The sequence below is a fragment of the Streptomyces sp. Ag82_O1-12 genome (assembly GCF_900182715.1).
In the GTDB taxonomy this organism is placed as follows: Bacteria; Actinomycetota; Actinomycetes; order Streptomycetales; family Streptomycetaceae; genus Streptomyces; species Streptomyces massasporeus.
Map to the genome: position 1 here is coordinate 3,722,100 of NZ_FXUW01000001.1, position 25,185 is coordinate 3,747,284.

20 protein-coding genes and 1 pseudogene are annotated in these 25,185 nt (G+C 71.7%); 10 read left to right on the forward strand and 11 right to left on the reverse strand.

Going from position 1 to position 25,185, the window contains the following annotated elements; all coding sequences use genetic code 11:
* Positions 1-155 precede the first annotated feature (155 nt).
* Both QOL88_RS16950 and QOL88_RS16955 read right to left on the reverse strand, forming a co-directional pair.
* Positions 156-1,013 carry a helix-turn-helix domain-containing protein gene (locus QOL88_RS16950; protein WP_097217223.1) on the reverse strand — a complete coding sequence of 286 codons (858 nt, stop codon included), beginning with the start codon at positions 1,011-1,013 and terminating at the stop codon, positions 156-158.
* 251 nt (positions 1,014-1,264) lie between these two features.
* The gene (locus QOL88_RS16955) at positions 1,265-2,020 is read right to left on the reverse strand and encodes a GOLPH3/VPS74 family protein (protein WP_097217224.1); all 756 of its coding nucleotides are present in this window, start codon (positions 2,018-2,020) and stop codon (positions 1,265-1,267) included.
* Between the two features lie 236 nt (positions 2,021-2,256).
* Between QOL88_RS16955 and QOL88_RS16960 the strand changes: the two are divergent.
* From QOL88_RS16960 to QOL88_RS16970, 3 genes and pseudogenes are all read left to right on the forward strand, one after another.
* A pseudogene (locus QOL88_RS16960) lies at positions 2,257-5,063 on the forward strand (D-alanyl-D-alanine carboxypeptidase).
* Positions 5,064-5,222: 159 nt separating this feature from the next.
* Positions 5,223-7,103, forward strand: a complete 1,881-nt coding sequence (locus QOL88_RS16965; protein ID WP_097217226.1) for a DUF8823 domain-containing protein — start codon at positions 5,223-5,225, stop codon at positions 7,101-7,103.
* A 92-nt stretch (positions 7,104-7,195) separates the two neighbouring features.
* Positions 7,196-8,311, forward strand: coding sequence for an ADP-ribosylglycohydrolase family protein (locus QOL88_RS16970; RefSeq protein ID WP_097217227.1), 1,116 nt, complete (start codon positions 7,196-7,198; stop codon positions 8,309-8,311).
* Between the two features lie 437 nt (positions 8,312-8,748).
* Here QOL88_RS16970 and QOL88_RS16975 read toward each other — a convergent pair whose 3' ends face one another.
* Positions 8,749-10,317 carry a sodium:solute symporter family protein gene (locus QOL88_RS16975; RefSeq protein WP_097217228.1) on the reverse strand — a complete coding sequence of 523 codons (1,569 nt, stop codon included), beginning with the start codon at positions 10,315-10,317 and terminating at the stop codon, positions 8,749-8,751.
* Positions 10,318-10,456: 139 nt separating this feature from the next.
* Positions 10,457-11,242: an SDR family oxidoreductase gene (locus tag QOL88_RS16980; protein ID WP_097217229.1), complete on the reverse strand. Its 786-nt coding sequence runs from the start codon at positions 11,240-11,242 to the stop codon at positions 10,457-10,459.
* An 84-nt stretch (positions 11,243-11,326) separates the two neighbouring features.
* On the opposite strand from QOL88_RS16980, the gene QOL88_RS16985 reads away from it, so the two are divergent.
* Positions 11,327-12,166, forward strand: a complete 840-nt coding sequence (locus QOL88_RS16985) for a hypothetical protein (protein ID WP_097217230.1) — start codon at positions 11,327-11,329, stop codon at positions 12,164-12,166.
* Positions 12,167-12,202: 36 nt separating this feature from the next.
* Positions 12,203-12,634: a glutaredoxin domain-containing protein gene (locus QOL88_RS16990; protein ID WP_097217231.1), complete on the forward strand. Its 432-nt coding sequence runs from the start codon at positions 12,203-12,205 to the stop codon at positions 12,632-12,634.
* Here the strand turns inward: QOL88_RS16990 and QOL88_RS16995 are convergent.
* From QOL88_RS16995 to QOL88_RS17005, 3 genes are read right to left on the reverse strand one after another with little or no spacing between them, the layout of a single operon-like run.
* Positions 12,624-13,520 (reverse strand): amidohydrolase family protein, encoded by an 897-nt coding sequence (locus QOL88_RS16995; RefSeq protein WP_097223040.1) that lies wholly within the window; start codon positions 13,518-13,520, stop codon positions 12,624-12,626. The genes QOL88_RS16990 and QOL88_RS16995 overlap by 11 nt on opposite strands.
* Positions 13,521-13,531: 11 nt before the next feature.
* Complete coding sequence (locus QOL88_RS17000) at positions 13,532-14,143, reverse strand: hypothetical protein (RefSeq protein ID WP_257027799.1); 612 nt, start codon at positions 14,141-14,143, stop codon at positions 13,532-13,534.
* A gap of 9 nt (positions 14,144-14,152) precedes the next feature.
* Positions 14,153-14,602 carry an ATP-binding protein gene (locus QOL88_RS17005; RefSeq protein WP_097217232.1) on the reverse strand — a complete coding sequence of 150 codons (450 nt, stop codon included), beginning with the start codon at positions 14,600-14,602 and terminating at the stop codon, positions 14,153-14,155.
* 112 nt (positions 14,603-14,714) lie between these two features.
* Between QOL88_RS17005 and QOL88_RS17010 the strand changes: the two genes are divergently transcribed.
* Positions 14,715-15,527, forward strand: coding sequence for a helix-turn-helix domain-containing protein (locus tag QOL88_RS17010; RefSeq protein ID WP_097217233.1), 813 nt, complete (start codon positions 14,715-14,717; stop codon positions 15,525-15,527).
* Positions 15,524-15,715, forward strand: coding sequence for a DUF397 domain-containing protein (locus QOL88_RS17015; protein ID WP_097217234.1), 192 nt, complete (start codon positions 15,524-15,526; stop codon positions 15,713-15,715). Before QOL88_RS17010 ends, QOL88_RS17015 begins: the two co-directional genes overlap by 4 nt.
* On the opposite strand, the gene QOL88_RS17020 is transcribed toward QOL88_RS17015, so the two are convergent.
* Positions 15,699-18,173: a tetratricopeptide repeat protein gene (locus tag QOL88_RS17020; RefSeq protein ID WP_097217235.1), complete on the reverse strand. Its 2,475-nt coding sequence runs from the start codon at positions 18,171-18,173 to the stop codon at positions 15,699-15,701. The genes QOL88_RS17015 and QOL88_RS17020 overlap by 17 nt on opposite strands.
* A 100-nt stretch (positions 18,174-18,273) precedes the next feature.
* On the opposite strand from QOL88_RS17020, the gene QOL88_RS17025 reads away from it, so the two are divergent.
* Entirely contained in the window at positions 18,274-18,786 is a 513-nt protein-coding gene (locus QOL88_RS17025) for a DUF2165 domain-containing protein (RefSeq protein WP_097223041.1), read from the forward strand.
* A 3-nt stretch (positions 18,787-18,789) separates the two neighbouring features.
* Here the strand turns inward: QOL88_RS17025 and QOL88_RS17030 are convergent, their stop codons facing one another.
* Positions 18,790-19,350, reverse strand: a complete 561-nt coding sequence (locus tag QOL88_RS17030) for a hypothetical protein (RefSeq protein ID WP_097217236.1) — start codon at positions 19,348-19,350, stop codon at positions 18,790-18,792.
* A 100-nt stretch (positions 19,351-19,450) separates the two neighbouring features.
* Complete coding sequence (locus QOL88_RS17035; protein WP_097217237.1) at positions 19,451-20,449, reverse strand: glycosyltransferase family 2 protein; 999 nt, start codon at positions 20,447-20,449, stop codon at positions 19,451-19,453.
* Positions 20,450-20,572: 123 nt separating this feature from the next.
* On the opposite strand from QOL88_RS17035, the gene QOL88_RS17040 reads away from it, so the two are divergent.
* Both QOL88_RS17040 and QOL88_RS17045 read left to right on the forward strand, forming a co-directional pair.
* Positions 20,573-21,043 (forward strand): GtrA family protein, encoded by a 471-nt coding sequence (locus QOL88_RS17040; protein ID WP_097217238.1) that lies wholly within the window; start codon positions 20,573-20,575, stop codon positions 21,041-21,043.
* Positions 21,044-21,061: 18 nt separating this feature from the next.
* The gene (locus QOL88_RS17045) at positions 21,062-22,471 is read left to right on the forward strand and encodes a hypothetical protein (protein WP_097217239.1); all 1,410 of its coding nucleotides are present in this window, start codon (positions 21,062-21,064) and stop codon (positions 22,469-22,471) included.
* Positions 22,472-22,550: 79 nt separating this feature from the next.
* Here the strand turns inward: QOL88_RS17045 and QOL88_RS17050 are convergent, their stop codons facing one another.
* Positions 22,551-25,136 (reverse strand): bifunctional FO biosynthesis protein CofGH, encoded by a 2,586-nt coding sequence (locus QOL88_RS17050; protein ID WP_097217240.1) that lies wholly within the window; start codon positions 25,134-25,136, stop codon positions 22,551-22,553.
* Between the last annotated feature and the right edge of the window lie 49 nt (positions 25,137-25,185).

Genomic DNA, 25,185 nt, shown 5'->3' on the forward strand with positions numbered 1-25,185 from the left:
TGGGTGGCGTGATCGACGCTACTCGCCAACATCCTCGATCGGAGCAGCCATTCACTCGACTGGATGGCATATTCCAGAGGACACTTCCAGTCAGGCGTGTCCGGGGTGTAACATCCCGCGCTTCGCCCGACGGAAGATCATCCTCCGGCTACGGCTCAGCGTGCGTACTCCTTCGCCACGTTCTCGATGAGCTGCCGGGACTGGTCCACGTTCAGCGACTGGGCGCGCAGGTGCTCGTACATCACCGTGTACTTCTGCACGTCGAGCGGCTTCTCCAGGTACAGGTCGCTGGTGACGCCCTCGATGTAGACCACGCTCGAGTCGGCCGCGTCGGCGAACTCCAGGATCGAGTACTGGCCGTTGATGCCCGCGTGCGCGCCCACCTCGAACGGCAGGACCTGCACGGTGATGTGGGGCAGCTGCGACATCTCGATGAGGTGCTCCAGCTGCTCGCGCATCACCGGCCGGCTGCCGACGATCCGGTGCAGGGACGCCTCGTCCAGGACCACCCACAGCCGCAGCGGTTCGGTGTCGGCGGTGATCCGGCCCTGCCGGCGCAGCCGGACCTCGACGCGCTTGTCGTGGTCCGCGTCCGACGCCTCGGGCGAACCGCCGCGGATGATGGCCTCGGCGTACGCACGGGTCTGCAACAGGCCGGTGATGATCTGGGGTTCGTAGACCCGCAGCGACTCGGCGTCCGTCTCCAGGCCGATGTAGACGCTGTAGGGGATGTCCCCGAAGGCGTGCCACCAGCCCTGCTGCCGGGAGTCCTTGGCCATCTGCATCAGTGAGTCGACGATGCGCTGGTCCTCGACCTCGTAGACCCCGCACAGGTCGCGGACGTCGCGCTGGCTGATGCTGCGCCGCCCGTTCTCCAGCCGGCTGATCTTCGACTGCGACACCAGCAGCCGCTCGGCCACCTCTTCGGCCGTCATGCCCTTGAGCTCACGGAGCCTGCGGAGCTCCTGGCCCAGCCGGCGCCGCCTGACGGTGGGATTGACATTGGACGCCACGGGACGTGCACCTCCGGCTGCGTGCCTCTACTTTGCGTATCTGCTGTTGAGCAGACTGCCACCAAGGTGCTTACTACCGCTGGGAAACGGTGGATATGCGACGGGTACACGCCAGTTCGGGGCACGGCACGCCGAGCGGGGCGAAGAGAGTGTGTGCTCTCTTCGCCCCGCTCGGACAGCGGCTCCCGTGACCGGGTTCGTGGGTCCCGTGGTGCGTGTACCGGTCGTAGGTCGTGCCGGCGCGGCGCGGCTCAGTGGGCCGCGACGCGCACCATGCTTCCGTGGCGCGGTTGCATCGGAACCCCCCGAGCGGGCTCCGCTGCGGGCCTGGTGCCACCGGCGGCCTGACGGCCGGACGGTGCCGGGTTGCGGCGCGGCTGGGCCGCGACGCCGTTCTGGACGTCCATCACCGCGTGCGCGACGAGACCGCCCATGGGGTCGTGCCTGATCAGGTCCCTGAGCCGGGAGCGAGAGGAGCGTCCCTCGTTGCCCGGGTACAGGTGCTTGCCGAGGCCGACCGCGTGGGCGAGGGCCGCGAGTGCCGCGGTCCGCGGGTCCGGCGGTACGCCGGTGCGGATCGCGGAGTCCAGCCGGGCTCTGATCTCCCGGCTGATCTCGGTGTCCGTCGCCTGGTAGCGAGTCGTCGGCAACACCCCGCACATCTGGCCCGCCACGGCATGCACCATGCCGCACCGCTCCAGATGCGAGAGGTAGGTCTGGCGCAGCCCGAGACGCGGCCCGCCAATCCAGTGGACGGCTCGCACGGGAGCGCCACGCCTTCGCAGCAACTCCAGTGCGCAGTCCAGTGTTGGATCTCCAGTCGGCCGTGGCGCCACCACGGCGATACGATCCCCGTCTGGGGCTATCCGTCCGGCCAGCGCCAGCTCTACTAGCTGTGCTCCGGCCAGACCGAGGTCGAGCGACTGCGGCTGTGCGGTGGTGCCCGTGGTCGGGTCCAACGCCAGCAGCAGAAGCTCCTCCGGAAGTGTTCTGCGGCTCCTGCCCATCCATGCCTCCCCGCGTGGATGAAAGACAGGGTGACCCCTCTCACATTGGTCTGTCGAGGGTGCGTGACCGGTTCGTAGTGGAACCAGTAGGTATGTCGTTCTCGTCTACCGGATGGGTTTGGCCCGCACACAGGACACTGGTACATGGTTCGGACAGCGCCGGAGCGGTGTCACGGGCGGCGGTTCACGGTTCGGTACGCGCACGCGGGCAGCAGCGGCGCGAGGAGGAGGCATCGGTGGCGGGCGAGTCCCCCGACAGGTCGAAGCAGCGCGAGTCGTCGGCACGGAAGACGTCGGGGAGCGCGAGTCCGGTTCCGGAAGCCAGGAGCGAAGCCGCCGACCCGCGGCTCGCGGTGGCCCGGGACGCGGAGAAGTCCTCGGCACGAGGCGGTGCCGACACGGCGACGCGCGTGCTGTCCACACGCACGGCCGAGCCCCCGAAGAACACCGGGCGCGCCGCGGGCGGCTCGGAGCCGGAGGACGACGCGACCCGGGGCGCCGCGTCCGCTGCGAACCCCGAGGAGGCCGGGAGCGACTCGGACACGGAGAACGCCGCGAGTGACGCCGGGCGGGCCGCGGACGCCTCGGACACCGAGAGGGCCGAGAGCGACTCGGGTACCGAGGACGCAGCGGACGGCGCCGCGGGTGACGCCGGGAGGTCCGGGAGCGACTCGGACGCCGAGGGCGCGGACGAGTCCGTCGAGCGCGGTGCGAGCGACCCGGACGCCGAGGGGGACGTGAGCGACCCGGACGCCGAGGACGCCACCGCTGACGCCGGGGAGGGCGCTTCCAGCTCCTCCGACGAGTCCGAGGCGTCCGGGGCCCGCAAGGAGGCCTCCGACGCCGAGGGCGGCGACGGGCGGCTGCGGGATGCCGTCGCCGCGTGGGTCGCCTCGGCGGACGGTGGCGAGAAGTCTGCCGCCGCCAAGGGTGACGCCGAGAACGACGAGGACGCCGAGAACGCCCGAGAGGCCACCGAGGGCGCGGACGAGCCCGCCGAGGCCGACACGGGCGCCCAGGAGGCCGGGAAGGCCGCAGGGGCGTCGCAGACCCCGTCGGACGCCGAGGACGCCAGGAGCGCCGTGGACGCCGACAACGGCGCGGACGGCGCCGACCGCCGTGAGGCCGGGCGCGAAGCCAGGCGCGACGAGGCGACCCAGGACGCCGCAGACGATGCCGCCGGGCCCGAGGCGGACCGTTCCGCCACGGGCGGCGGCACCGGCACTCCCGAGGCCGACGAGGAGACCGACGAGGCGTCCAAGCCCGCGGACCCGCGGGTCTCCGGCGACGCCGAGGCCGAGTCGAAAGCCCCCGCCGCCAAGCCCGCCCCCAAGGCCCCCGCCCCAAGACCGCACCCAAGACGACCGACGACGCCGACGACGCCGACGCCTCCAAGGACGACGCCGCCGACGCCAAGGCCCCGACCGAAGGCCCCAAGTCGGACAAGTCAGGCAAGGCTGACGGCTCGACCGACGACGACGCCCCCGCCGAACCCCCCGTCGACCAGCCCACCGCCGTCTTCAAGGCCCCCCGGCCCCAGGTCGATCAGCCCACCACCATGCTGAAGATCGGGGGCGGGACCAAGGGCGCTCCGGAGAAGCCGAAGAAGGACGTCCCGGAGAAGGACGCCGAGCGGACCAGCAAGTTCGTCGCGCTCAAGCCCCTGGACGACCCGGCGACGAAGAAGCCCGTCGCCCCGGCCGAGGCCACCGCGCCCGTCCCCACCGTCGGCCCCGAGCGGACCACGCAGCAGCCGCTGCCGCCCAAGCCGCCGCTGGATCTGCTGGCCGAGCTGACGAACACCCCGCCGCCCCCGGAGACCCCGCTGCGGACGGCGGCCCGGCGGGTGAAGATCTGGACGCCGCTGGTGCTGCTGCTGGTCGTCGTCTTCGCGGTCGTGCAGAGCGTGCGCCCGCTCCCCTCGCCCACCCTCGAACTGACCGCCAAGGACAGCTACACCTTCGAGGGCGGCAAGGTCGACATCCCCTGGCCCGCCGACGGCCAGGCCGCGTTGGACGTCCAGGGCATCGGCACGTTCGGATCCTCCGGCGAACAGAAGCCCGTCCCGATCGCGAGCGTCGCCAAGGTCATGACCGCCTACGTCATCCTGCGCGACCACCCGCTCAAGAGCGGCGAGGACGGCCCGAAGATCCTGATCGACCAGGCCGCGCAGGACCAGTCCGACGCCGGCCAGGAGTCCACCGTCGACGTCACCAAGGGCGACAGGATCACCGAGCGGGAGGCCCTGGAGAGCATCCTGATCGCGTCCGCGAACAACGTGGCGCGGCTGCTCGCCCGCTGGGACGCGGGGTCCGAGAAGGCGTTCGTGCAGAAGATGAACGACGCCGCCAAGGACCTCGGCATGAAGAACACGACGTACACCGACCCGTCGGGCCTGAACAACACGACCGTCTCCACGGCCGTGGACCAGGTGAAGCTCGCCAAGGCCGCCATGCTGCAGCCGGCGTTCCGCGAGGTCGCGACGATGATGTCCTACGTCGACTACAAGCAGAAGAAGCACGACAACTGGAACCGCCTGGTCGGCTACAACGACGTCACCGGCATCAAGACCGGCACCACCACCTCGGCGCTCGGCAACCTCGTCTTCGCGGCCAGGAAGGACGTGAACGGCGAGGTCCACCGGATCATCGGCGCGGTCGTGCGCCAGCCCGCCGGAGGCCCGGACAACACGATCCTGGGCGCGGCTCTCCACGAGGGCGACAAGCTGATCCGGGCCGCGCAGGGCGCGCTGGAGTCGGCGACGATCCTGAAGAAGGGCGATGTCGTCGGGTACGCGGACGACGGTCTCGGCGGCCGTACGCCGGTCGCCGTCACCGAGGACGTCACGGCCGTCGGCTGGGCGGGCCTGTCCGTCAAGCTGACGTTCGCCGGTGACGACCTGCCGCACACGGCCAAGGCCGGCACCAAGGTGGGCACGCTCACCGTCGGTGACGGAACGACCAGCGCCGTGAAGGTCCCGGTCGCACTCCAGAAGGACCTGAAGGAGCCGGGCTTCGCGGCCAAGCTCACGCGCCTCGCCTGAGCCGGGGCGGCCGCACCACCGCACTCCGCCGGTAACGGCCCGTCCGGGCGCTGCCCGGCGGGGTGCGTGCTAGCGTCCCGAATCGGGACAGGTCGCCGCTCGCGGCGGCTCGGCAGCGGAAGCCGAGAACAGAAGACGGGACACGGGGAGTGCCTTCGAGTGGCCACTGCGGAGCCGACACGCGCAGACGACGCCGAACCGGGCTCGGTATCAGGCCCGCGAATACGCCTGCCCGAAGCACCGGAAGACGGCGCGCCCGGGAGCAGCGCGCCTGAGGGCGGCGCGCCTGAGGACGGCGGCTCGCGGTTCGAGTGGCCCGCCCCCGTCCTGGCGCTGCGCGAGCGCATGCTGCGGCACCCGGTGCTGTCCGTCACGGGCCTGGCCGCGGCGCTGCACATCCTCTGGTTCTTCACGTTCGCGAACAGCGGTGGCGATCTGGCCGCGCAGGACGCGTGGGCCGAGTTCGTCGGCCGGCACCCGGACTCGGCGTACAACCTCGCCTGGTACGGCGGCATGCACCCGGTGTCGTACAGCGTGGTGTCGCCGTATCTGATGTCGGTGCTCGGCGTGCGGACGACGATGATGATCGCGGGGACGGTCTCCGCCGGGCTGCTGACCCTGCTCCTGCTGCGCAGCCGCTCCGTGCTCAACCCCCTGTGGGCGTCGCTGGCGGGCGTGTTCGGGCTGTTCTGCAACGCGGTGTCCGGGCGGGTGACGTTCGGTCTCGGCATGATGTTCGCGCTCGGCGCGGTCGCCGTCGTGTTCTGCTGGCCCTACCGGTGGCGGTACAAGCGCTGGGCGAAGGCCCTGAGCGCGGCGCCGCTGGCCGCGCTGGCCACCATGGCGTCGCCGGTCGCGGGCCTGTTCGTGGGCCTGGTGGCGGTGGCGCTGTTCCTGCAGAAGCGGCGGCCGGGCGCGTGGGCGCTGGGTCTGGCGCCGAGCGCGGTGGTGGCGGTGTCGGCGTGGCTGTTCCCGTTCTCGGGCACGCAGCCGATGATGATCGGCTCGGTGCTGCTGCCGCTCGCGTTCTCGGTCCTCGCCTATGTGCTGGTGCCGCAGGACTGGAAGACGGTCCGGCTCACGGCCGCGGTGTACGGCCTGGGGGTCGTGCTGGTGTGGCTGATCAGCTCCCAGATCGGTTCGAACATCACGCGGCTGGCGATGCTGTTCGCCGGGGTCGCGCTGGTCGCCGCGCTGCCGTTCACGGTGCCGCGCAGCCGCAGGTGGTACGCGGCCGTCGTGGCGCTCTGCGGTTTCGGCGTGTGGATCGGCTTCAAGACGGTCGACGACATCGTGCACACGGCGCCCGCGGCGTCCTGGTCGCGCGAGCTCGCACCGCTCGTCAACGAGTTGCAGGAGGTCGGCGCCGAGAAGGGCCGGGTCGAGGTCGTCCCCGCCCGCTCCCACCGCGAGGCCTCCGCGCTCGCCCCGTACGTCAACCTGGCCCGCGGCTGGAACCGCCAGGCCGACATGGAGCGCAACCCCCTCTTCTACGACGACACGCTCAACTCGGCGAACTACCACGAGTGGCTGAAGCGCTGGGCCGTGCACTACGTCGTGCTGCCGAAGGGCGAGCCGGACGGTGACGGGGGTCAGCGGGAGCGGGCGCTGGTGCGGCGCGGGCTGCCGTATCTGACCCAGATCTGGGGCAATGACACCTGGCAGCTGTTCAGGGTGACCGCCCCGACCTCGCTGGCCGAGCCGAACGCCGTGGTCGACCGGGCCGAGCAGGGCGAGATGGTCCTCCAGGTGAGGAAGGCGGGCCGGGTCCTGGTCCGTATCCCCTACTCGCCCTGGCTGAGCATCGTCGACGCGGAGGGCAAGAGCCTGAAGCCGCCGCAGGAGACGGAGGAGTCCAGGAACCGTCCCGAGGGTGAGCCGAAGACGTATGTGAACGTCAACGGCTGCCTGGCGGAGACGGAGGAGGACGCCCAGGGCGACAAGTGGACGGAGCTGCTGGCCCCGAAGGCCGGGACCTACCGTCTGGCGGCGCCGTACCAGTTCCCCCGGGGCACGCCGTGCCCGGAGGAACTGCGCTGAGCCGGTCCTCCGCACCCCTCCGAACCCCTCGTTCCCGTTCGATTACAGTGCTGAGCTGTCGTACGTATGGACGGTGCCCCGGGGAGGTCTAGGTGGGTGCGACTGCCGGCGCCGTCTGGGGCCGTACAGAGCAGCAGGACTTCCGCAGCCGGGTGCGCGGGACCCTGCTCGGCGTGGCCGTGGGAGACGCCCTGGGCACGCCGGTCGACGGGCTGACCATCGACGCCGTCCGGGAGGCGCACGGGGCGGAGGGCCTGGTGGACCTGGCCCCCGCCTACGGCAGACGCGGCGCGGTCACGCACCTCACCCAGCTCACCCTGTTCTCCGTCGACGGGCTGATCCGGGCCCAGGTCAGACGGGACACCGGTGCCTGGCATCCGCCGACCGATCTGCACCGGGCGTATCTGCGCTGGGCCGCCACGCAGCGCGACTGGGGGCCCGACGAGCGCCGCAAGGAAGACGGGTGGCTGGCGCGGGAGGAGTGGCTGTACGCGCGGCGGGACCCCAGTCGCGCCCTGCTGCTGGGGCTCGGCGACGAGACCATGGGGACCCCGGAGGCGCCCAAGAACCCCGGGGAGGCCGGGGCCGAGGCCGCCGCCCGGTCGGCCCCGTTCGGGCTGCTCGTGGGCTGGGAGCCGCAGCTGGTCATACAGCTCGCCGTGGAGTGCGCCGCGCAGACCCACGGTCACCCCACCGCTTCCCTCGCGGCGGGTGCGTACGCCGTGATCGTGCATGCGCTGGCGCTGGGCGAGAGTCTCGACGCAGCCGTGCAGCGGGCCTTCGGACTGCTGGCCGCCCGGCCGGGGCACCAGCCGGTGTCGGAGGCGCTGCAGCACGCGCTGGGCGCCGTGCGGCAGGGCATGCCGGGCCCGGAGCGCGTGGCAGAGCTGAGCGGGGCGGGTACGGCGGAGGGGCTCGTGGCCGCCGCCGTGTACTGCGCGCTGGTCGCGGCGGACGTCCGGCACGGGCTGTGCCTCGCGGTGAACCACGACGGCCCGTCCGCCACCACCGGCGCGCTGACCGGCGGCCTGCTCGGCGCGATGCACGGGGAGACGGCCCTGCCGCCGGGCTGGCTGGCCGAGCTGGAGGGCCGCGCCACCATCCTGGAACTCGCCGACGACTTCGCCATGGAGATGACCCAGGGCCCGGCCCTGCACGGCCCGGCCGGCTCCTCCCCCGGCTGGCTCGCCCGCTACCCGAGGGCCTGAACCGGCCCCCACTCATCGCTGCCGGGCGGTCCACCACCCGGCATGTGGGCGGCAACGCCGCTGCTGCTTCCACAGATCACCCCGCCACGAGTGCCGTCGCGGTGGCCCGGATTCCTGCACGCCGGACAGAGCAGCAGGGGCTGGATCGCGGCCGGACCGGCGCCGCGCACGGCCGGCCGAGGGCGAGGTCGGGCGGCGGCGGGGGCTCACCTGCTCTGCAGTGACGACGCGCGGCCCACCCACGAGCCGGTGGCGGGCTCGCGCTCCTCCACCCGGCGTTCGATATCGGCACATCCCCGGGCGAAGCACACGCCCCCTCCTCCGCCGGGAGACCCCAGGGCCTGCCCGCCCGGGCCGCCGCCGTGTCGCCCGCGGCGCGGGTACGACATGCCGCCGGGCGGCCACTCTGCCGAGGGGGTGGTCGCCCGGTGGTGGGTTCAGTCCTTGCCGAGGCGCACCACGTCGTCCGCCGGGCCGGCCGGGGCCGGGATCGTGGCCGCCGCCGTGCCGTCGTCGTCGGTGTTGATGCGTTCGATGATCGCCAGCCGCTCCGGTGTGTCCTCCGGGCGGATGTAACCGACGAGGATGTACAGGACCAGCGACACGGCCAGCGGGATCGACACCTGGTACTGGAGCGGCACGCCGCCCTCGACGTTCCAGTTGATCGGGTAGTTCACCAGCCAGAACGCGAGCAGGCCCATCGACCAGCTGACCAGGGCCGCCGTGGGGCCGGAGCGGCGGAACGCGCGCAGCAGGCCCAGCATCATCGGGATCGCCATCGGGCCCATCAGTCCGGCCACCCACTTGATGACCACCGTGATGATGTCCTTGAAGGCGGGCGAGTTGACCTGGGTCGCCGCCGCCATGGACAGGCCGAGGAAGACGACCGTGGCGATGCGGGCGACCCGCAGGCCCTGGCTCTGGTTCCAGGTCCGGGCCCGCGCCCAGATCACCGGCGCGCAGTCCCGGGTGAAGACGGCCGCGATGGCGTTGGCGTCGGAGGAGCACATGGCCATGGTGTGCGAGAAGAAGCCGACGATGACCAGGCCCAGCAGGCCGTGCGGCAGGAGTTGTTCGGTCATCAGGGCGTAGGAGTCCGAGCCGTCCGGCTTCTGCGACTCGACCAGCAGGGGTGACATCCACATGGGGAAGAACAGGACGAGGGGCCAGACCAGCCAGAGGATCGCCGAGAGCCGGGCGGAGCGCTCGGCCTCCTTGGCGTTCGGGGTGGCCATGTAGCGCTGGGCCTGGTTGAGCATGCCGCCGTTGTACTCGAAGAGCTTGATGAAGAGGAAGGCGAGCAGGAACACCGTGCCGTACGGCCCGATGAGCGGTTTCTCGTGGCCCTGGAGCTCGGGCGAGTCCCAGACGCCGAAGAAGCCGCCGTGGTCGTCGAGGCGTACGAACACCGCCACGAACATCGCGACGCCGGCCAGCAACTGGATGATGAACTGGCCGAGTTCGGTCAGCGCGTCCGCCCAGAGTCCGCCGATCGTGCAGTAGATCGCGGTGATGGCGCCCGTGATGAGGATGCCCTGGTTGAGGGAGATCCCCGTGAAGACGGACAGCAGGGTGGCGATGGCGGCCCACTTGGCGCCCACGTCCACGATCTTCAGCAGCATCCCGGACCAGGCCAGCGCCTGCTGTGTCTTCAGGTCGTAGCGGTTCTTCAGGTACTCCAGCGGGGAGGCCACGTGGAGCCGGGAGCGCAGCCGGTTGATGCGCGGCGCGAACAGCTTCGACCCGATGGCGATGCCGAGGGCGATGGGGAAGGACCAGGTGACGAAGGACGTGACGCCGTAGGTGTAGGCGATGCCCGCGTACCCGGTGAACATCACCGCGCTGTAGCCCGACATGTGGTGCGAGATGCCGGACAGCCACCAGGGCATCTTGCCGCCGGCGGTGAAGAAGTCGCTGACGTTGTCGACGCGTTTGTGCGACCAGACGCCGATCGCGACCATCACGGCGAAGTAGCCGATGAGCACGGCCCAGTCGAGACCGTTCATGTGCGCCCTCCCAGGGATCAGCCCGGCGCTCATCGTGGGCGCTGCCGCGTGGACACGACAAGTAACCGTATAGTCAAGGGGAGGTAAATTCGTTCGGCGTGATGACCTCGGTTCATCTACATGAACACACTCCATCAGCTCATCGCATCAGCTCCCCCGCGTTGACCAGCAACGACTGTCCGGTGATCGCCCGCGCCCGGTCCGACGCCAGGAACACGGCCGCATCGGCCACGTCCGCGTCCGTGGCCAGCTCGGGCAGCGCCACCCGCCCGGTCAGCCGCTCCAGGACGGTCGCCTCGTCCACGTCCTCCGTCTGCGCCGTGAACCGGACGTACGCCCGCACCGGCGGCCCCCACATCCAGCCGGGCAGCACGGTGTTGACCCGGATCCGGTGCGGCCCGAGCTCCCGCGCCAGCGAGTACATCGCGCTCGTCAGCGCGCCCTTCGACGCCGCGTACGCCGCCTGCCGCACCTGCGAGGGGGCGGCCACCGCCGACTGCGTCCCGATGAACACGACGGATCCGCCGGCCTCCTTGAGCGACGGCAGACAGGCCCGGGTCATCCGCAGCGTGCCCAGCAGGTTCACGTCGAGGACCGACCGCCAGGACTCGAAGTCGGCGTCCTCGAGACCGCCGAAGTAGCCGTCCAGCGCGGCCACATGGACGACGGCGTCGATCCCGCCGAACCGCTCCCGCGCCGCACCGGCGAGCGCCTCGCACTGCGCCTCGTCACGGATGTCCGTGGCGCGGTACGCGGTACACGCCCCACCGGGGTCGATCTCGGCGGCCGTCTTCGCCAGGCTCGCCTCCGTGCGGGCCCCGAGCACGGCACACCCGCCGTCCCGTACGACGGCCGCCGCCACCTGCCGCCCGAGCCCGGCCCCGACCCCCGACACGACGACCGTCTTTCCCGCGAGCAGTGACATGACAGGACCTCCCCGGACCGGACCCTGGCGTTCTATCTGACGGAGCGTCAGAGTATGGGTCAGCCACCGACGAAGGGGAAGGCCATGAGCGAGGACACCCGCAGCGAGCTGTACGCCGAACTGGCCGCCGTCGGCCCCTACGGCACCCACCCCGGGCACGCCCTCATCACCATGGTCGAGCCGCATCCCGGCCACGAGTACGCGTACAACCGCTGGTACGAGGACGACCACTACTACGCCGGTGCGATGGCCATGCCCTGGATGTACGCGGGCCGCCGCTGGGTGGCGACCCGGGACCTGCAACTCCTGCGCTACCCCGAGAAGTCGGCCGTCGCCCAGCCGGTCACCGCGGGCTGCTACCTCTCCACGTACTGGATCACCGCAGGCCGCAACGACGATCACATGCGCTGGACGGTCGCCATCAACAAGCGCCTCAACCGGGACGCCCGCGTCCACCACGACCGCACCCACGTCCTCACGGCGTTCCAGAACCACGAGGCGACGGTGTACCGCGACGGCGCGGCCGGGCCCCGGGACGTCCACGCCCTCGACCACCCCTACGCGGGCCTGGTCCTCCAGGTCGTCGAGGTCGACACCCCCGAGCAGCGCGCCCCGCTCCTGGAGTGGCTGCGCACCCGCCACCTCCCCGAGCGCCTGACGGGCTCCCCGGCCGCGCTGGTGACGGTCTTCAGCCCGACCCCCCTCCCCGGCGACCGCATGACGTACGTGAAGCAGGTCGAGGGCGTCGACACCCGGCTGACGCTGCTGTGGTTCCTCCAGACGGACCCGAGGGAGTGCTGGGACCCCTGGTTCACGGACCTCGACGCGGCGGTGGCGGAGTCGGGCCTGGGCAGGGTGGAGCTGGTGGCCCCGTTCATCCCCACGGTGCCGGGCACGGACACCTACGTGGACCTGCTGCGCTGAGGCCGGCGCACGGCACGGCGGCTACCCTTCGCTCTCATGAAGCGCGCCTGGACCCTGCCGATCCTGCTGGTGCTCTGCGGCGCGGCCGGTGCGGCGGGGCTGATCCTCGGCGGGAGCACCGCCACGGCCGTGATCCTGCTCGTGCTGTTTCTCCTCCTCGCGGGCGTGCACTCACCGCTGGTCTTCCCCCGGCCCGTCGGGGCGCTGGAGGCGGAGCGGCGCAGCGCGGCCGACGGCCGGCCGGTCGTCTACTGGCGACCGGGCTGCCAGTACTGCCTGCGGCTGCGCGTCCGCCTGGGCCGGGACGCCGACCGGGTGCACTGGGTCGACATCTGGCGGGACCCGGCCGGGGCCGCGGTGGTGCGGGCGGCCAACCAGGGCGACGAGACCGTGCCGACCGTCGTCGTGGCGGGCCGGGCGCACACCAACCCCGACCCGGCGTGGGTGCGCGAGCAGCTCACCGGGTGAAGAGAGCGGCCGCGTTGTCGTGGCACACGGCCCGCAGCCACTCCTCGCCGAGGCCGAGGCGTTCCAGGGCCTGGAGCTGGTGCAGGTACGGGTAGGGGATGTTGGGGAAGTCGGAGCCGAACAGGATGCGGTCGCCGAGCGCGGCGAACCGGGGCAGGGCCTCGCGCGGGTACGGCATGAAGGCCTCGGTGAAGTCCGTGAACGCCATCGTCGTGTCCAGCCGCACCTCGTCGTACCGCTCGGCGAGGTCGAGGAACTCGTCGTACTCGGGCATGCCCATGTGCGCGACGATCAGCCGCAGCCTCGGGTGCCGCGCCAGCACCCGCGCGACGGGCTCGGGGCCGGTGTGCTTGCCGGGCGCGGGCCCGGAGCCGCAGTGCATCACCACGGGTATCCCGGCCTCGGCCAGCACTCCCCACGCCGGGTCGAGACACGCGTCGGCCGGGTCGTACGCGCCCACCTGCACATGCGCCTTGAACACGCGCGCCCCCGCCTCCACGGCCTCGCGGACGTACGTCTCCACCTCCGGCTCGGGGTAGAGGGTGGCGGTGTGCAGGCAGTCGGGGGTACGGCGGGCGAAGTCGGCGGCCCACCCGTTCAGCCATGCGGCCATGCCGGGCTTGTGCGGGTAGAGCATCGAGTTGAAGGCCCGCACGCCGAAGTCCCGCAGCAGCGCCGCCCGTTCTTCCTCGGCCTTCCGGTACGTGATCGGCCACTCCAGCCCGCCGACCAGCGGCCCGTTGGTGTCGAAGTAGTCCCACACCTTGTGCAGCACGCGCTCTGGCATGAAATGGGTGTGCACGTCGATCAGTCCGGGAAGACCGAGCCGGTTCCAGAACCGGCGGACCTCACCGGCCTCCTCGGACACCTTGCGCTGCTCACTCATGCCGATCTCCGTCACGGGGTGCGGTCCGGCTCCCCGAAGTCGCGGAGCAGGGCGGTGGAGTCACCGTAGTAGGAGGGCATCTCCACGGCGTGATCGGCAGCGGAGTCCTCCGTCACACCCAGGTCCCGGCGCATCGCCTCGCGCATGGCTGCGATCAGCGGCCAGACGCCGTACTGCGCCTCGGCGGCCGACCGCAGGGTCTCGCCCGGCCGGGGCTTCCCCTGCTCCAGGCGCTTGACCTGGCCGTAGACCCGGTTCAGGGCGCCGTTGACGTCCCGGGCCGGGACGACCACCCCGTCCGGCGCGATCATCAGCGCCTCGGACCAGCGGTCACGGTAGGTGTCCTTCGCGGACTCCAGCGCCTGAACGTCCTCGTCGCCGGGGGCGCGGTCACGCAGGACGTACAGATGCCTGCTGAGCGCCGTGCAGAACTGTCGCGCGTCGCGGTGCAGCTCCGTATAGCAGCCGCGCCGCAACTCCCGGCTCTCGCGCGCCTCCTGGAGGTCCTGCGCCATCTCCAGCTCACGCCGCTTGGCCCTCTCGGCGCCGCGCTGGGTGAGCAGGGCACCCCCGAGCGTCCCCGCCACACCGGCCACGGCGATCAAGACCGCTCCCACGTCCATCGGCTCACCCTAGACCGCGCGTCTCAGCAAGTGCCGTCCGCCCAGGCGCAGTTCGGCCCACACCGTCTTACCGTGGGCCGGTGTCTCCACCACGCCCCAGCGGTGCGCGTACGCCGAGACGATCGCCAGTCCGCGCCCGCCCTCCGCGTCGTCCGCGACCGGACCGGGAAGCAGCGGGATCCGGTCGCCCCGGGCGTCGGTGACCTCGATGCGGAGCGTGCGGTCGGCGTGGAGCGTCAGCGCCAGCCGGAAGTCCCTGCCCTGGACCCGTCCGTGGAGCACCGCGTTCGACGCCAGCTCCGCCACCACCTGCGCGGCGGCCTCACAGGGCTCGCCCCACTCGTCGAGCTGGCGTTCGGCGAGCAGGCGGGCCAGTCGAGCACCTCTTCGAGTGGCGGACAGCTGGAGCGTGAAGTGACGTACGGGGGCGTTGATTCCGGCGAGGGATTTCTGGCTCATGTCACCCAGCGTGGTCGTTCGTCCCTACTCTGAACAGCGACGACCTCGGTACGGAGCGTGACTGTCCGGACGCGTCACGGGGTCGTACGGCTCGTACGCAGGAGGGGAAGGCATGGAGGACGAGGAAGCGGCGGCCGTGCTCAGGACGGTCGGACGGCAGATCAAGATGTGGCGCGAGGCCGCGGGCCTGAAACAGGCGGAACTGGGCTCGGCCATCGGCTACGGCGAGGAGATGGTGTCGTCCGTCGAACGGGCGCGGCGCATCCCCAAACCGGACTTCCTCGACAAGGCTGATGAGGTCTTGGGGGCGGGCGGCAAGATCTCCGCGATGAGGGAGGACGTGGAGAGGGCTCGGTATCCGAAGACCGTCCGGGATCTGACCAAGCTGGAGGACGAGGCCCTTGAACTCGGGGCTTACGACACCCACCAGATCAACGGGATGCTCCAGACGCCGGAGTACGCCCAGGCGTTGTACGCCATGCGCAGTCCTGCCTACACGGAGGACGAGATCGAGCGGCATGTCGCGGCGCGCATGGCGCGGAAGGCCGTCTTCGACCGGCTACCGCGACCGCTCATCACCTTTGTCCAGGAAGAGACGACGCTGCGCCGACCGGTCGGGGGCAGAATGGTGCTGCGCCACCAGCTCGAACACCTGCTGGAAGTGGCCATGTTGCGACATGTGTCGATCCAGATCATGCCGACCGACCGTGAGGACCACGCGGGCATGGCAGGTCCGTTTCGGCTTCTGAAATTCCAGGACGGCAAGGTGTTGGGGCACTTCGAAGCCCAGCTGCACAACCGCGTGATCAGCGAGCCCCGGGACGCCCAGATCCTCGACATGCGCTATGGAATGATCCGGGCGCAGGCCCTCTCACCCCGAGAGTCCCTGGCCTTCATTGAGAAAGTTCTGGGAGACGAGACGTGACCACTGAACTCGCCTGGTTCAAGAGCAGCTACAGCAGCAACGACGGGCCCGATTGCGTCGAAGTCGCCATATCCCCCGCTCACGCCCCCACCATCCACATCCGCGACTCCAAGAACAAGGGCGGTGCCCGGCTGTCGTTCACCGGCGGTGCCTGGTCGGAGTTCCTGGAGTTCACGGCAGCTCGCTGACCAGCGACGACACCGCCTCGGGGTCGAGTTCCCGTACGCGTTCCACATCGGCGCGGGCCTCTTCCGGCCGTCCCAGGGCCGCGTGCAGCAGGGCCCGGCGGCACAGCGCCCAGACGTACCCCGGCCGCATCTCCACCGCCCGGTTCAGGTCGGCCAGGGCCTCGGCGTGGCGGCCCAGCCGGGCCAGAGACTCCCCCCGGCTCGCGTACGCCGACGTGTACGCGGGATCCAGGGCCAGGGCGACGTCCAGGTCGGCGACCGCCTCCTCGTCGCGGCCGGCGGCGCGCAGTGCGTCACCGCGTTCGCAGCGGGTCCAGGGCCAGTCGGGGTTCAGCGCGAGAGCCCGGTCGAGGTCGGCCAGTTGGCGGCGGGGATCGCCCAGCGCGCGCCACACGCGGGCGCGGCGGGCGTACGCCCAGGCGTAGTCCGGGTCCAGGTCCAGTGCCCGTCCCAGGTCGGCGAGGGCCGCGTCGAGATCCCCGGCGCGCGCGTGCGTGGCACCCCGGGAGGCCCAGGCGAACCCGAGGGCCGGATCGAGGCGGACGGCCTCCGTCAGGTCCCGGACCGCCTCGGCGTCGCGTCCCGCGATCCGGTGGTGTTCACCGCGCAGGGCGACGTACCAGGCGTTGTCCGGCTCCAGCGCGACGGCTCGGTCCAGGTCGGCGACCGCCCCGTCGTGGTCGCCCAGGTCTCCCCGGATCCCGGACCGGTGCCGGTAGGCGACGGCCAGGTCCGGATCGAGCGCGACGGCCTGGTCGTACTCGGTGCGGGCCTGTGCGTACGCGCCCTCGCCACGTAGCTCGTCGCCCCGTACGAGGCGGGCCCGGGCCTGAGTCGGGGTGTCGAGTACCGCACGCCGCAGGAGCAGCCCCAGCGCTGCGGTGATGCCCTCCGTGTCGAGTGCCGCCGTCAGTTCGGTGCCCCACTCGGCCACGGCCCGGACGTCCGCGTCGTGCCCGGCGTCCACCAGCACGCGTGCCCAGCGGACGGCCATGACCTGACCGGCGCCGCAGGCATGGACGAAGTCCCGCAACGCCTGTGGCAGCGCCTCTCGCGCCCCGGCGCACAGGAGGTGGTACGCCTCGGCCTGACGCAGGTCGCGCCAGGTGTCGTCGGCCCAGGGATCGGCCACGTCCCGTCCGGCCTCTTCCCGCCACGCCTGGAACGTTCGCGCCAGGCCGCGCTGCCGCTCGGCCCATCCGCGGGGCGACCTGCGGCGTTCCGCGCGCAGCATCGGCGCCCGTACGACGTCGTGGTAGCGCAGCCGCCCCCCGCCGTCCTCGCTCACGAACGGCATCCCCCGCAACCACGCATAGAGGGGCTCCAGTTCCTCGCGCGGGCAGTCGACCGCCGCCCGGAACACATCCCCGTCCAGCCACCTCGGCAGCGCACCGGTCAGGGCGGCGGCCCGGCGGGCCGGGTTCTCCTCCCACTTCAGGAAGCGGTCCACGGCCGTCGCGCTCGGGTCGCCCACGTCGTCCGGGTCGGCGGGGCGGGACTCGGCGAGGGTGGAGACCAGGACGGGGAGGCCGCCCGTGAGGCGCAGCACCTCCTCGACGACCGGTTCGGCCGTCACGCCCCTGGCGGCCAGCAGGCCGCGTGTCTCGGTCTCCGTGAAGGGGGCCAGCGGGAGGTCCGTCACGAAGTCCGCGAGACCGCCCCAGCGTGCCGGGTTCGCCGGGGTGCGGCCCGCCGTGGCCACCACCGTCGTGGCGGGCACGTCGCCGTGCCGGTCGGTCGTCATCGTCTCGTGCAGCCAGGGGTCCAGATACGGGCCCGTCCGCTCGTACGTGTCCAGGAAGAGGGCGATCCAGGGGGCGTCCGTGTCCGTCAGCTCGCGCAGCAGGACCGGTGTGAGCACCTCCTCGGGGGCGAGGACCAGCCGGAGGTCCTCGTGGTTGCGGAAGCGGGCGATGAGGCTCGCGCGCAACCGGTCGGTGACGTGGGCGAGTTGCTCAGCGTCCAGCATCCCCGCGAGCGGGCCCACCACCGGGACCATCCCGGCGGCGACCACCCCGGCCCGTGCCACGACCCTGCCGCCCGCGGACGGGCCGGTCTCCTCCGGCTGCGTGTCCAGGACGGCCAGGGCTGCCAGTTCGGCCTCGTGCCGGCGTTCGCGGTGGGCCGCGAGGAGCCGGTCCAGGTCCTTCAACCGCCTGCCCTGGGCGGCGAACTGGCGGCTGATCTCCGCCATCGCCTCCGGCACGCTGCCCGCGCTGTCGTCGACGTACGCCGTCAGCGCTCCCCGTTCGCGGGCGATCTGCTCCAACTCCCGCAGCAGGAAGGTCTTTCCGACGCCCGCGTTGCCATGCACATGGAAGCGGAAGCGGTGGCGTTCGTCATGGGGTGCGGTGTCGAAGTTGGCGCGGAACGCGGCCCGTTCGCCGCCCCGGCCGACGAACCCGGCCCTGCTGCGCTGCCTGATCAGCTCCTGCATGGACGGTCTCGCCTGCGCCATCCGTACGTTCCCCTCGACTCGCCCGGCCGGCCATCACCCTCATTCTCGCGCAACGCCCGCGGGGTACACCGGACGGCCGTGCCCGGGGAGAATGATCGCCATGGCCACCTCCTCCACATCACGCGGCACGCTGTCGCTCGCCGCCACTCTGCTCACCGCGACCATCGCCCTCTACATGGCGCTCGTCGCCTTCGGGAACATCACCGACTTCGGGACCAACCAGCAGTTCGTCCGGCACGTGCTGGCCATGGACACCACGTTCAAGGACGAGGATCTGATGTGGCGGGCCGTCACGAGCCAGGGGCTCCAGGACGCCGCCTACGTCGGGATCATCGTCTGGGAGACGATCGCCGCGCTGGTCCTCATATACGGGAGCTGGCTGTGGGCCAGACGCGATGACCTGCGCGCCCGGCGGATGTCCACGTACGGGCTGCTGATGGTCATGCTGCTGTTCGGGGCCGGGTTCATCGCGATCGGCGGTGAGTGGTTCTCGATGTGGCAGTCGAAGAGCTGGAACGGGCTGGACGCCGCGACCCGGATCTTCCTGTTCAGCGGCGTCGTGCTGCTGGTCAACCAGCTGTCGGGCCCACGCGGGCAAACCCCCGCCGCCTGACCCCTACTTGACCACGGTCACCGTCGTGCCGACCGTGCCGAACGACCACAGTGCCGTGCCGTCCGCCTTCCGCATCCTGACTCCGCCCGTCTGGGTGCCGGAGGCGGCGGGCGGCGGCGAGGCCCCGTCGACGGCGTTGGAGAAGGCGACCGAGATCCCGGACTTCGCGGCGAAGTACACGATGTGCTCGATCTGGACGCCGTCCGAGCCGGTCGTGGCCGCGTTGCGCGAGGACACCGTGTAGCTGCCCGGGTCGGGGCTGACCGAGCCCGGCCAGACGGTGAACGTGCGGCGGGTCGCCTCGCTCGCGTCGACCAGCCAGACGCGCTTCTCAGCGAGGGAGTAGACGACGCGACGGCCGGTGCCGGAGCCGTCGGGCACCTTCGCCGGGGCCGACGGCGTGGGGGTGGGCTGCGCCGAGGCCGTGCTGCTCGGCTTGGCCGAGGTGGCGGTGGGGTGCGAGCCCCGGTCCGCCTGCACACCCAGGACCGTCACCGCGGCTATCGCTCCCACGGTCAGCCCGGTCACCCAGGCCCACGAAGGAAGTCGGGCAGGCACCGGCACGCATCTCCTCAGTCACGGGACCCCACACCGACGGGGGTTCCGATCATCGTACTGCGCACCCGCCGGCTCACTGCCCCGCTGCCCCTGTGCCCTCCGCCCCTCAGGGGCCGTCGGCGGTCTTGCGGACCGGGACCGGGCCCGTGCCGGCACCGCGGGCGGTGTAGCGCGGCGTGCGCACCGGGGCCGGGTAGGAGAGGTGCACCAGCCGGGTCTGCTCCTGGCGCATGTGCATGAGCGACTCGAGGATGTAGCCCACGAGCAGCACGAGCGCCGCGATGGTCATGATCGCGGCGGCGAGGATCGCCGTGGGGACCCGGGGGACGGTGCCCGTCTCGACGAAGTCGGCGATGACGGGAATGCCGAGGACGACCGAGACCAGGGCGAGCACGCCCGCGAGCACGGTGTGGACCAGCGAGGGGCGCTCGCGCCGCGCCAGGTCGAGGATGACCCGCAGGATGCGCCAGCCGTCCCGGTAGGTGCGCAGCTTGCTCTCGCCCCCGGCGGCCCGGACCCGGTAGTCCGTGAGGATCTCCGCGGTGGGCAGCCGCAGGTGCAGCGCGTGGATCGTCATCTCGGTCTCGGTCTCGAACTCGCGGGCCAGCGCCGGGAAGGACTTCACGAAGCGCCGCGAGAAGACCCGGTAGCCGCTGAGCATGTCGGTCACGTCGTTGCCGAACAGGGATCTGACCGCCCCGGTGAGCACCTTGTTGCCGACCGCGTGCCCGGCCCGGTAGGCCCCGTCGTCGGTCACCCGGCGGGCTCCCACGACCTGGTCGTACGGCCCCTCGAAGAGCAGGTCCACCAGGTCGCGGGCGCGGGAGGCGTCGTAGGTGTCGTCGCCGTCGATGATGAGCAGCGCGTCGGCGTCGACGTCGGCGAAGGCGCGGCGGATGACGTTGCCCTTGCCCTTGCGGGTCTCCTCCCGGACGATCGCGCCCGCGGCCCGGGCGACCTCCACGGTCCGGTCGGTGGAGGCGTTGTCGTACACGTAGACGACGGCCTCGGGCAGGGCGGCGCGCAGGTCGCGGACCACCTTGCCGACGGCCGCCTCCTCGTTGTGGCAGGGCACGACACACGCGATCGTCGGTTCCACGACCACTCCTCACTCGACCGGTTCCACACACCGTCAGCACCTCATACATCAGCACCTCATACAGTCGGACATAGTGCGATATGAGCGCGCCTGACCGGATGGCGGGCGCCGGGTCGTTAGGCTCGCCGCGTGCCGGTCCTCGACTCTGTGACGCTGCGTGCGCGTGACGCCATCAAGGGCATCTGGCGCGAGGCCGCCAAGTTCGGCGTCGTCGGGGCCCTGGCCTTCGTCGTCGACAACGGCGGCTACACCCTGCTCGTCTTCGGTCTGCCCGGCGGCGCGGAGGGCGGGGTGATGCGGACCGCTCCCGTGCAGGCGTCCGCTATCGCGACGACCGCGGCCGCGCTCTTCAGCTGGGTGGGCAACCGCTACTGGACCTACCGTGGCCGGCACCGCGAGAAGGTGTCCCGCGAGCTGCTGCTGTTCCTCGTCGCGAACGGGGTCGGGCTCGCCATCACCGCGGGCACGGTCTACGCCTCGCGGCATCTGCTCGGGCTGGACTCGGCGCTCAGCGACAACACCGCCCGCATCTTCGGCTGGGTGCTCGCGACGCTGTTCCGCTTCTACGCCTACCGGCGCTACGTCTTCGTCGCATCCTGAGCGGCTACCATCCGACATATGGGACAAAAGCCATCGGTGGCGCGTGCGCAGCGCTGGGTCTGGGTTCTGGCCGCCGCCGCCGCGCTCTGCTGCCTGGCCACGGTCCTCGTCTTCGCCCCCGGGTTCCTGAGCCCCGACAGTCTCGACCAGCTCCGGCAAGCCCAGGGCAAGGCTCCCCTGACCGACTGGCATCCGCCGGTGCTGAGCCTGGTGTGGCGGGCGCTGATCTCCATGACCGGGTCGATCACGTCGATGCTCGTCCTCCAGGCCGCCGTCCTCTGGGGCGCGCTGTGGGTGCTGGCCCGGTGTGTGTGGGAGCTGACCCGCAGCCGCGGCGGGTCACTCGCCGTGCTCGGCGTGGGGCTCGCGCCCTTCGTGCTGAACTTCGCCGGGGTGGTGTGGAAGGACGTGCACGCGGCGTTCGCGCTGCTCGCCGCCTGCGCTGTCGCCTTCACCGGGCTGCGGCTGCGCGACAGGGACCCGCGTCCGGCCGTGCGCTGGGCGCTGCTCGGGCTGGGGGCGCTGTTCCTGGCCTACGCCATGCTGGTGCGCAAGAACGCCTTCGTCGCCGCGATCCCGGTGTTCGTCATGCTCGTCCTCGCCCTGTGGCGCGCCCCGGGCCGCCGTACGTGGCTGACGTGCACGGCGGCGCTCGTCGCGGCCCTGGTGGTGCCCGCCGTCGCGATCTCCCTGTTCGCGAAGCCCCTCCAGACGAAACAGGGCGCGCAGATCATGCTCGACGACCTCGTTCACGTACTGACGGTGGACGAACTGCGCTCCGCGGACGTGCCGCCCGGACTGCGGGACCGGCTGGTGGCCTCGGCACGGGAGTGCGACCGGGTCGGGGCCCTGTCGGACGCCTACTGGGCCTGCTACCAGCGCCCGGCGGACGGGCTGCGCGGGGACTCCGGCGAGATCACCTCGCTGTGGCTGCGCGAGATGAGCGGGCACGTTCCGGGCTATCTCCAGTACCGGCTGCGGCTCTTCGCGACGCTGCTGTTCGAGACCGACTACGTGTACAAGGCGGGCATCACCCGCAACGACCTCGGCATCGGCGTGGCACACCCCCAGCTGGCGGCCATGCTCGGCACGTACGTCGAGGGCATGGCCGCGGACCTGCGGTGGCTGTTCCGCGGCTGGTTCTGGCTCACTGTCGCGCTGGTGCTGGCCGTCCGCCCCGGCCGGGGCCTGTTCGCCATGCCCGTGCGGGCGCTGGGCATCAGTTCGGCCGCCTACGTCCTCGGCTATCTGCCGATCATGCCCGCGACGGACTTCCGCTACGTGTACTGGCCCGCGCTCGCCTGCGCCCTCGGCCTGCTGCTGCTATGGCTGGGCCGCGGCAGGGCCGCGCCGCCCCCCGCTGCTCCCGGCGCCACGGCCGGCCGTGCCCTGCCGGCGCACCAGCCGGCGGACGCCGGAAGCCAGTAGGGCGCCGGAGGCCGGCAGGGCATCGGACGCCGGTGGGGCGCCGGGAGCCTAAGGCGCCGGAAGCCAGTAGGACGCCCGGTCAGTCGAGCACCGGCAGCAGCTCGGGCAGATGCCCGTCCGAGGCCGCCGCCGCCCGCTGCCGCTCCTGCGGGACGTCCCCGTAGAGGGTGGTGCGGGGCCTGGCGGGACGTCCGGCCGCGTCCGCCACCGCGATGAGGTCCTTCACCGACTTGTACGAGCCGTACGACGAGCCCGCCATGCGGGAGATGGTCTCCTCCATGAGCGTCCCGCCCAGGTCGTTGGCGCCCGAGCGGAGCATCTCGGCGGCGCCCTCCGTGCCCAGCTTCACCCAGCTGGTCTGGATGTTGGGGATGTGCGGGTGCAGCAGCAGCCGGGCCATGGCCGTGACCGCGCGGTTGTCCCGCATGGTCGGGCCCGGGCGGGCGATGCCCGCGAGGTAGACCGGCGCGTTGGTGTGCACGAACGGCAGCGTCACGAACTCGGTGAAGCCGCCCGTGCGCTGCTGGATGCCGGCGAGGGTGCGCAGGTGCCCGAGCCAGTGCCGGGGCTGGTCGACATGGCCGTACATCATCGTCGAGGACGAGCGGATGCCCAGCTCGTGGGCGGTGCTGACGACCTCGATCCAGTCGGCCGCGGGCAGCTTGCCCTTGGTGAGGATCCAGCGGACCTCGTCGTCGAGGATCTCGGCGGCCGTGCCCGGGATGGTGTCCAGGCCCGCCTCCTTGGCGGCGGTCAGCCACTCGCGGATGGACATGCCGGTGCGGGTCGCGCCGTTGACGACCTCCATCGGCGAGAAGGCGTGCACGTGCATGCCCGGGACGCGTTCCTTCACGGCCCGCGCGATGTCGAAGTACGCCGTGCCCGGCAGGTCCGGGTGGATGCCGCCCTGCATGCACACCTCCACCGCGCCCACGTCCCAGGCCTGCTGGGCCCGGTCGGCGACCTGGTCCAGGGAGAGGGTGTAGGCGTCGGCGTCCGTGCGGCGCTGGGCGAAGGCGCAGAAGCGGCAGCCGGTGTAGCAGACGTTGGTGAAGTTGATGTTGCGCGTGACGATGTAGGTGACGTCGTCGCCCACGGCCGACTTGCGCACGTCGTCGGCGATCCGGGCCAGGGCGTCCAGCGCCGGGCCGTCCGCGTGCAGCAGGGCCAGCGCCTCGTCGTCGGTGAGCCGCGTGGGGTCGTCGGCCGCCGTGCGCAGGGCCTCGCGCACGTCGGTGTCGATGCGCTCGGGGGCCATGCCCGGGGCGGCGGCCTCGCGCAGGGCGCCCCAGTCGCCGTACACCTCGTCGAAGTCGTCCCGGCGGTCCGAGGTACGGCCCTCGGTGTCGATGGAGCTGTGCAGGTCGGTACGGCCGGACGCCGTGAACACCTCCTCCGGCTCCTGCCACGGCAGGCCCTGCGGGAGGGCCTCGGGCCGGGCCAGGCCGGTCTCCGGGTCGGCCAGCGCGGCCACGTGCGGACGCAGCCGCGGGTCCAGCCAGGGCTCGCCCCGCCGCACGAACTCCGGGTACACGCAAAGCCGTTCGCGCAGTTCGAAACCGGCAGCGCGGGACTTCTCGGCGAGCTGCTCGATCTGCGGCCAGGGGCGCTCGGGGTTGACGTGGTCGATGGTGAGCGGGGAGACGCCGCCCCAGTCGTCGATGCCGGCGCCGATCAGCCGCTCGTACTCGTCGTCGACGAGGTTGGGCGGGGCCTGGATGTTGCCGCTCGGGCCCATGAGGAGCCGGGCGACGGCCACCGTGGCGACCAGTTCGTCCAGTTCCGCGTCGGGCATGCCGCGCATCGCGGTGTCCGGCTTGGCGCGGAAGTTCTGGATGATCAGCTCCTGGATGCCGTGGTAGGCCCGCGACACCTTCCGCAGCGCGAACAGCGACTCGGCGCGCTCCTCGTAGGTCTCACCGATGCCTATGAGGACGCCCGAGGTGAAGGGCACGGAGGACCGCCCGGCGTCCTCCAGCACCCGCAGACGCACGGCGGGCTCCTTGTCCGGGGAGCCGTGGTGGGGGCCGCCCGGCTCCGACCAGAGGCGGGTCGCGGTGGTCTCCAGCATCATGCCCATGCTGGGCGCCACCGGCTTCAGACGCTGGAAGTCGGTCCAGCTCATCACGCCCGGGTTCAGGTGCGGCAGCAGGCCCGTCTCCTCCAGGATGCGGATGGAGATGGCCCGGACGTAGGCGAGGGTGTCGTCGTAGCCGTGCGCGTCGAGCCACTCGCGCGCCTCGGGCCAGCGGTCCTCGGGCTTGTCGCCGAGGGTGATGAGGGCTTCCTTGCAGCCGAGGGCCGCGCCCTTGCGGGCGATGTCCAGCACCTCGTCCGGCGACATGAACATCCCGTGGCCCTCGCGGCGCAGCTTGCCCGGGACGGTGACGAAGGTGCAGTAGTGGCACTTGTCCCGGCACAGCCGGGTCAGCGGGATGAAGACGGACTTGGAGTACGTGATGACGCCGGGCCGCCCGGCCGCCGCCAGGCCCGCGTCCCGCACCCGGGCTGCGGAGGCCGACAGGTCCTCCAGCCGCTCGCCCCTGGCCTGGAGCAGCACCGCCGCCTCGGCGACGTCGAGCGAGACACCGTCCCTGGCCCGTTTCAGGGCGCGACGCATGGAGTTGTCGGTGGGGCCGGTTCCGGGGGTCGCGGAGGTCGTCATCCTTCGAGCATACGAGTGCGCTGATCAGCCGTGACAGCGGTGAGTCGCA

Excerpts from the sequence above, each read along its gene's own strand:
- QOL88_RS16955 (WP_097217224.1), bottom strand. The coding sequence starts at position 2,020 with ATGGGCAGGAGCCGCAGAACACTTCCGGAGGAGCTTCTGCTGCTGGCG.
- QOL88_RS16975 (WP_097217228.1), bottom strand. The coding sequence starts at position 10,317 with ATGAACGGTCTCGACTGGGCCGTGCTCATCGGCTACTTCGCCGTGATG.
- QOL88_RS16980 (WP_097217229.1), bottom strand. The coding sequence starts at position 11,242 with ATGTCACTGCTCGCGGGAAAGACGGTCGTCGTGTCGGGGGTCGGGGCC.
- QOL88_RS16985 (WP_097217230.1), top strand. The coding sequence starts at position 11,327 with ATGAGCGAGGACACCCGCAGCGAGCTGTACGCCGAACTGGCCGCCGTC.
- QOL88_RS16990 (WP_097217231.1), top strand. The coding sequence starts at position 12,203 with ATGAAGCGCGCCTGGACCCTGCCGATCCTGCTGGTGCTCTGCGGCGCG.
- QOL88_RS16995 (WP_097223040.1), bottom strand. The coding sequence starts at position 13,520 with ATGAGTGAGCAGCGCAAGGTGTCCGAGGAGGCCGGTGAGGTCCGCCGG.
- QOL88_RS17000 (WP_257027799.1), bottom strand. The coding sequence starts at position 14,143 with ATGGACGTGGGAGCGGTCTTGATCGCCGTGGCCGGTGTGGCGGGGACG.
- QOL88_RS17005 (WP_097217232.1), bottom strand. The coding sequence starts at position 14,602 with ATGAGCCAGAAATCCCTCGCCGGAATCAACGCCCCCGTACGTCACTTC.
- QOL88_RS17010 (WP_097217233.1), top strand. The coding sequence starts at position 14,715 with ATGGAGGACGAGGAAGCGGCGGCCGTGCTCAGGACGGTCGGACGGCAG.
- QOL88_RS17020 (WP_097217235.1), bottom strand. The coding sequence starts at position 18,173 with ATGGCGCAGGCGAGACCGTCCATGCAGGAGCTGATCAGGCAGCGCAGC.
- QOL88_RS17025 (WP_097223041.1), top strand. The coding sequence starts at position 18,274 with ATGGCCACCTCCTCCACATCACGCGGCACGCTGTCGCTCGCCGCCACT.
- QOL88_RS17045 (WP_097217239.1), top strand. The coding sequence starts at position 21,062 with ATGGGACAAAAGCCATCGGTGGCGCGTGCGCAGCGCTGGGTCTGGGTT.
- QOL88_RS17050 (WP_097217240.1), bottom strand. The coding sequence starts at position 25,136 with ATGACGACCTCCGCGACCCCCGGAACCGGCCCCACCGACAACTCCATG.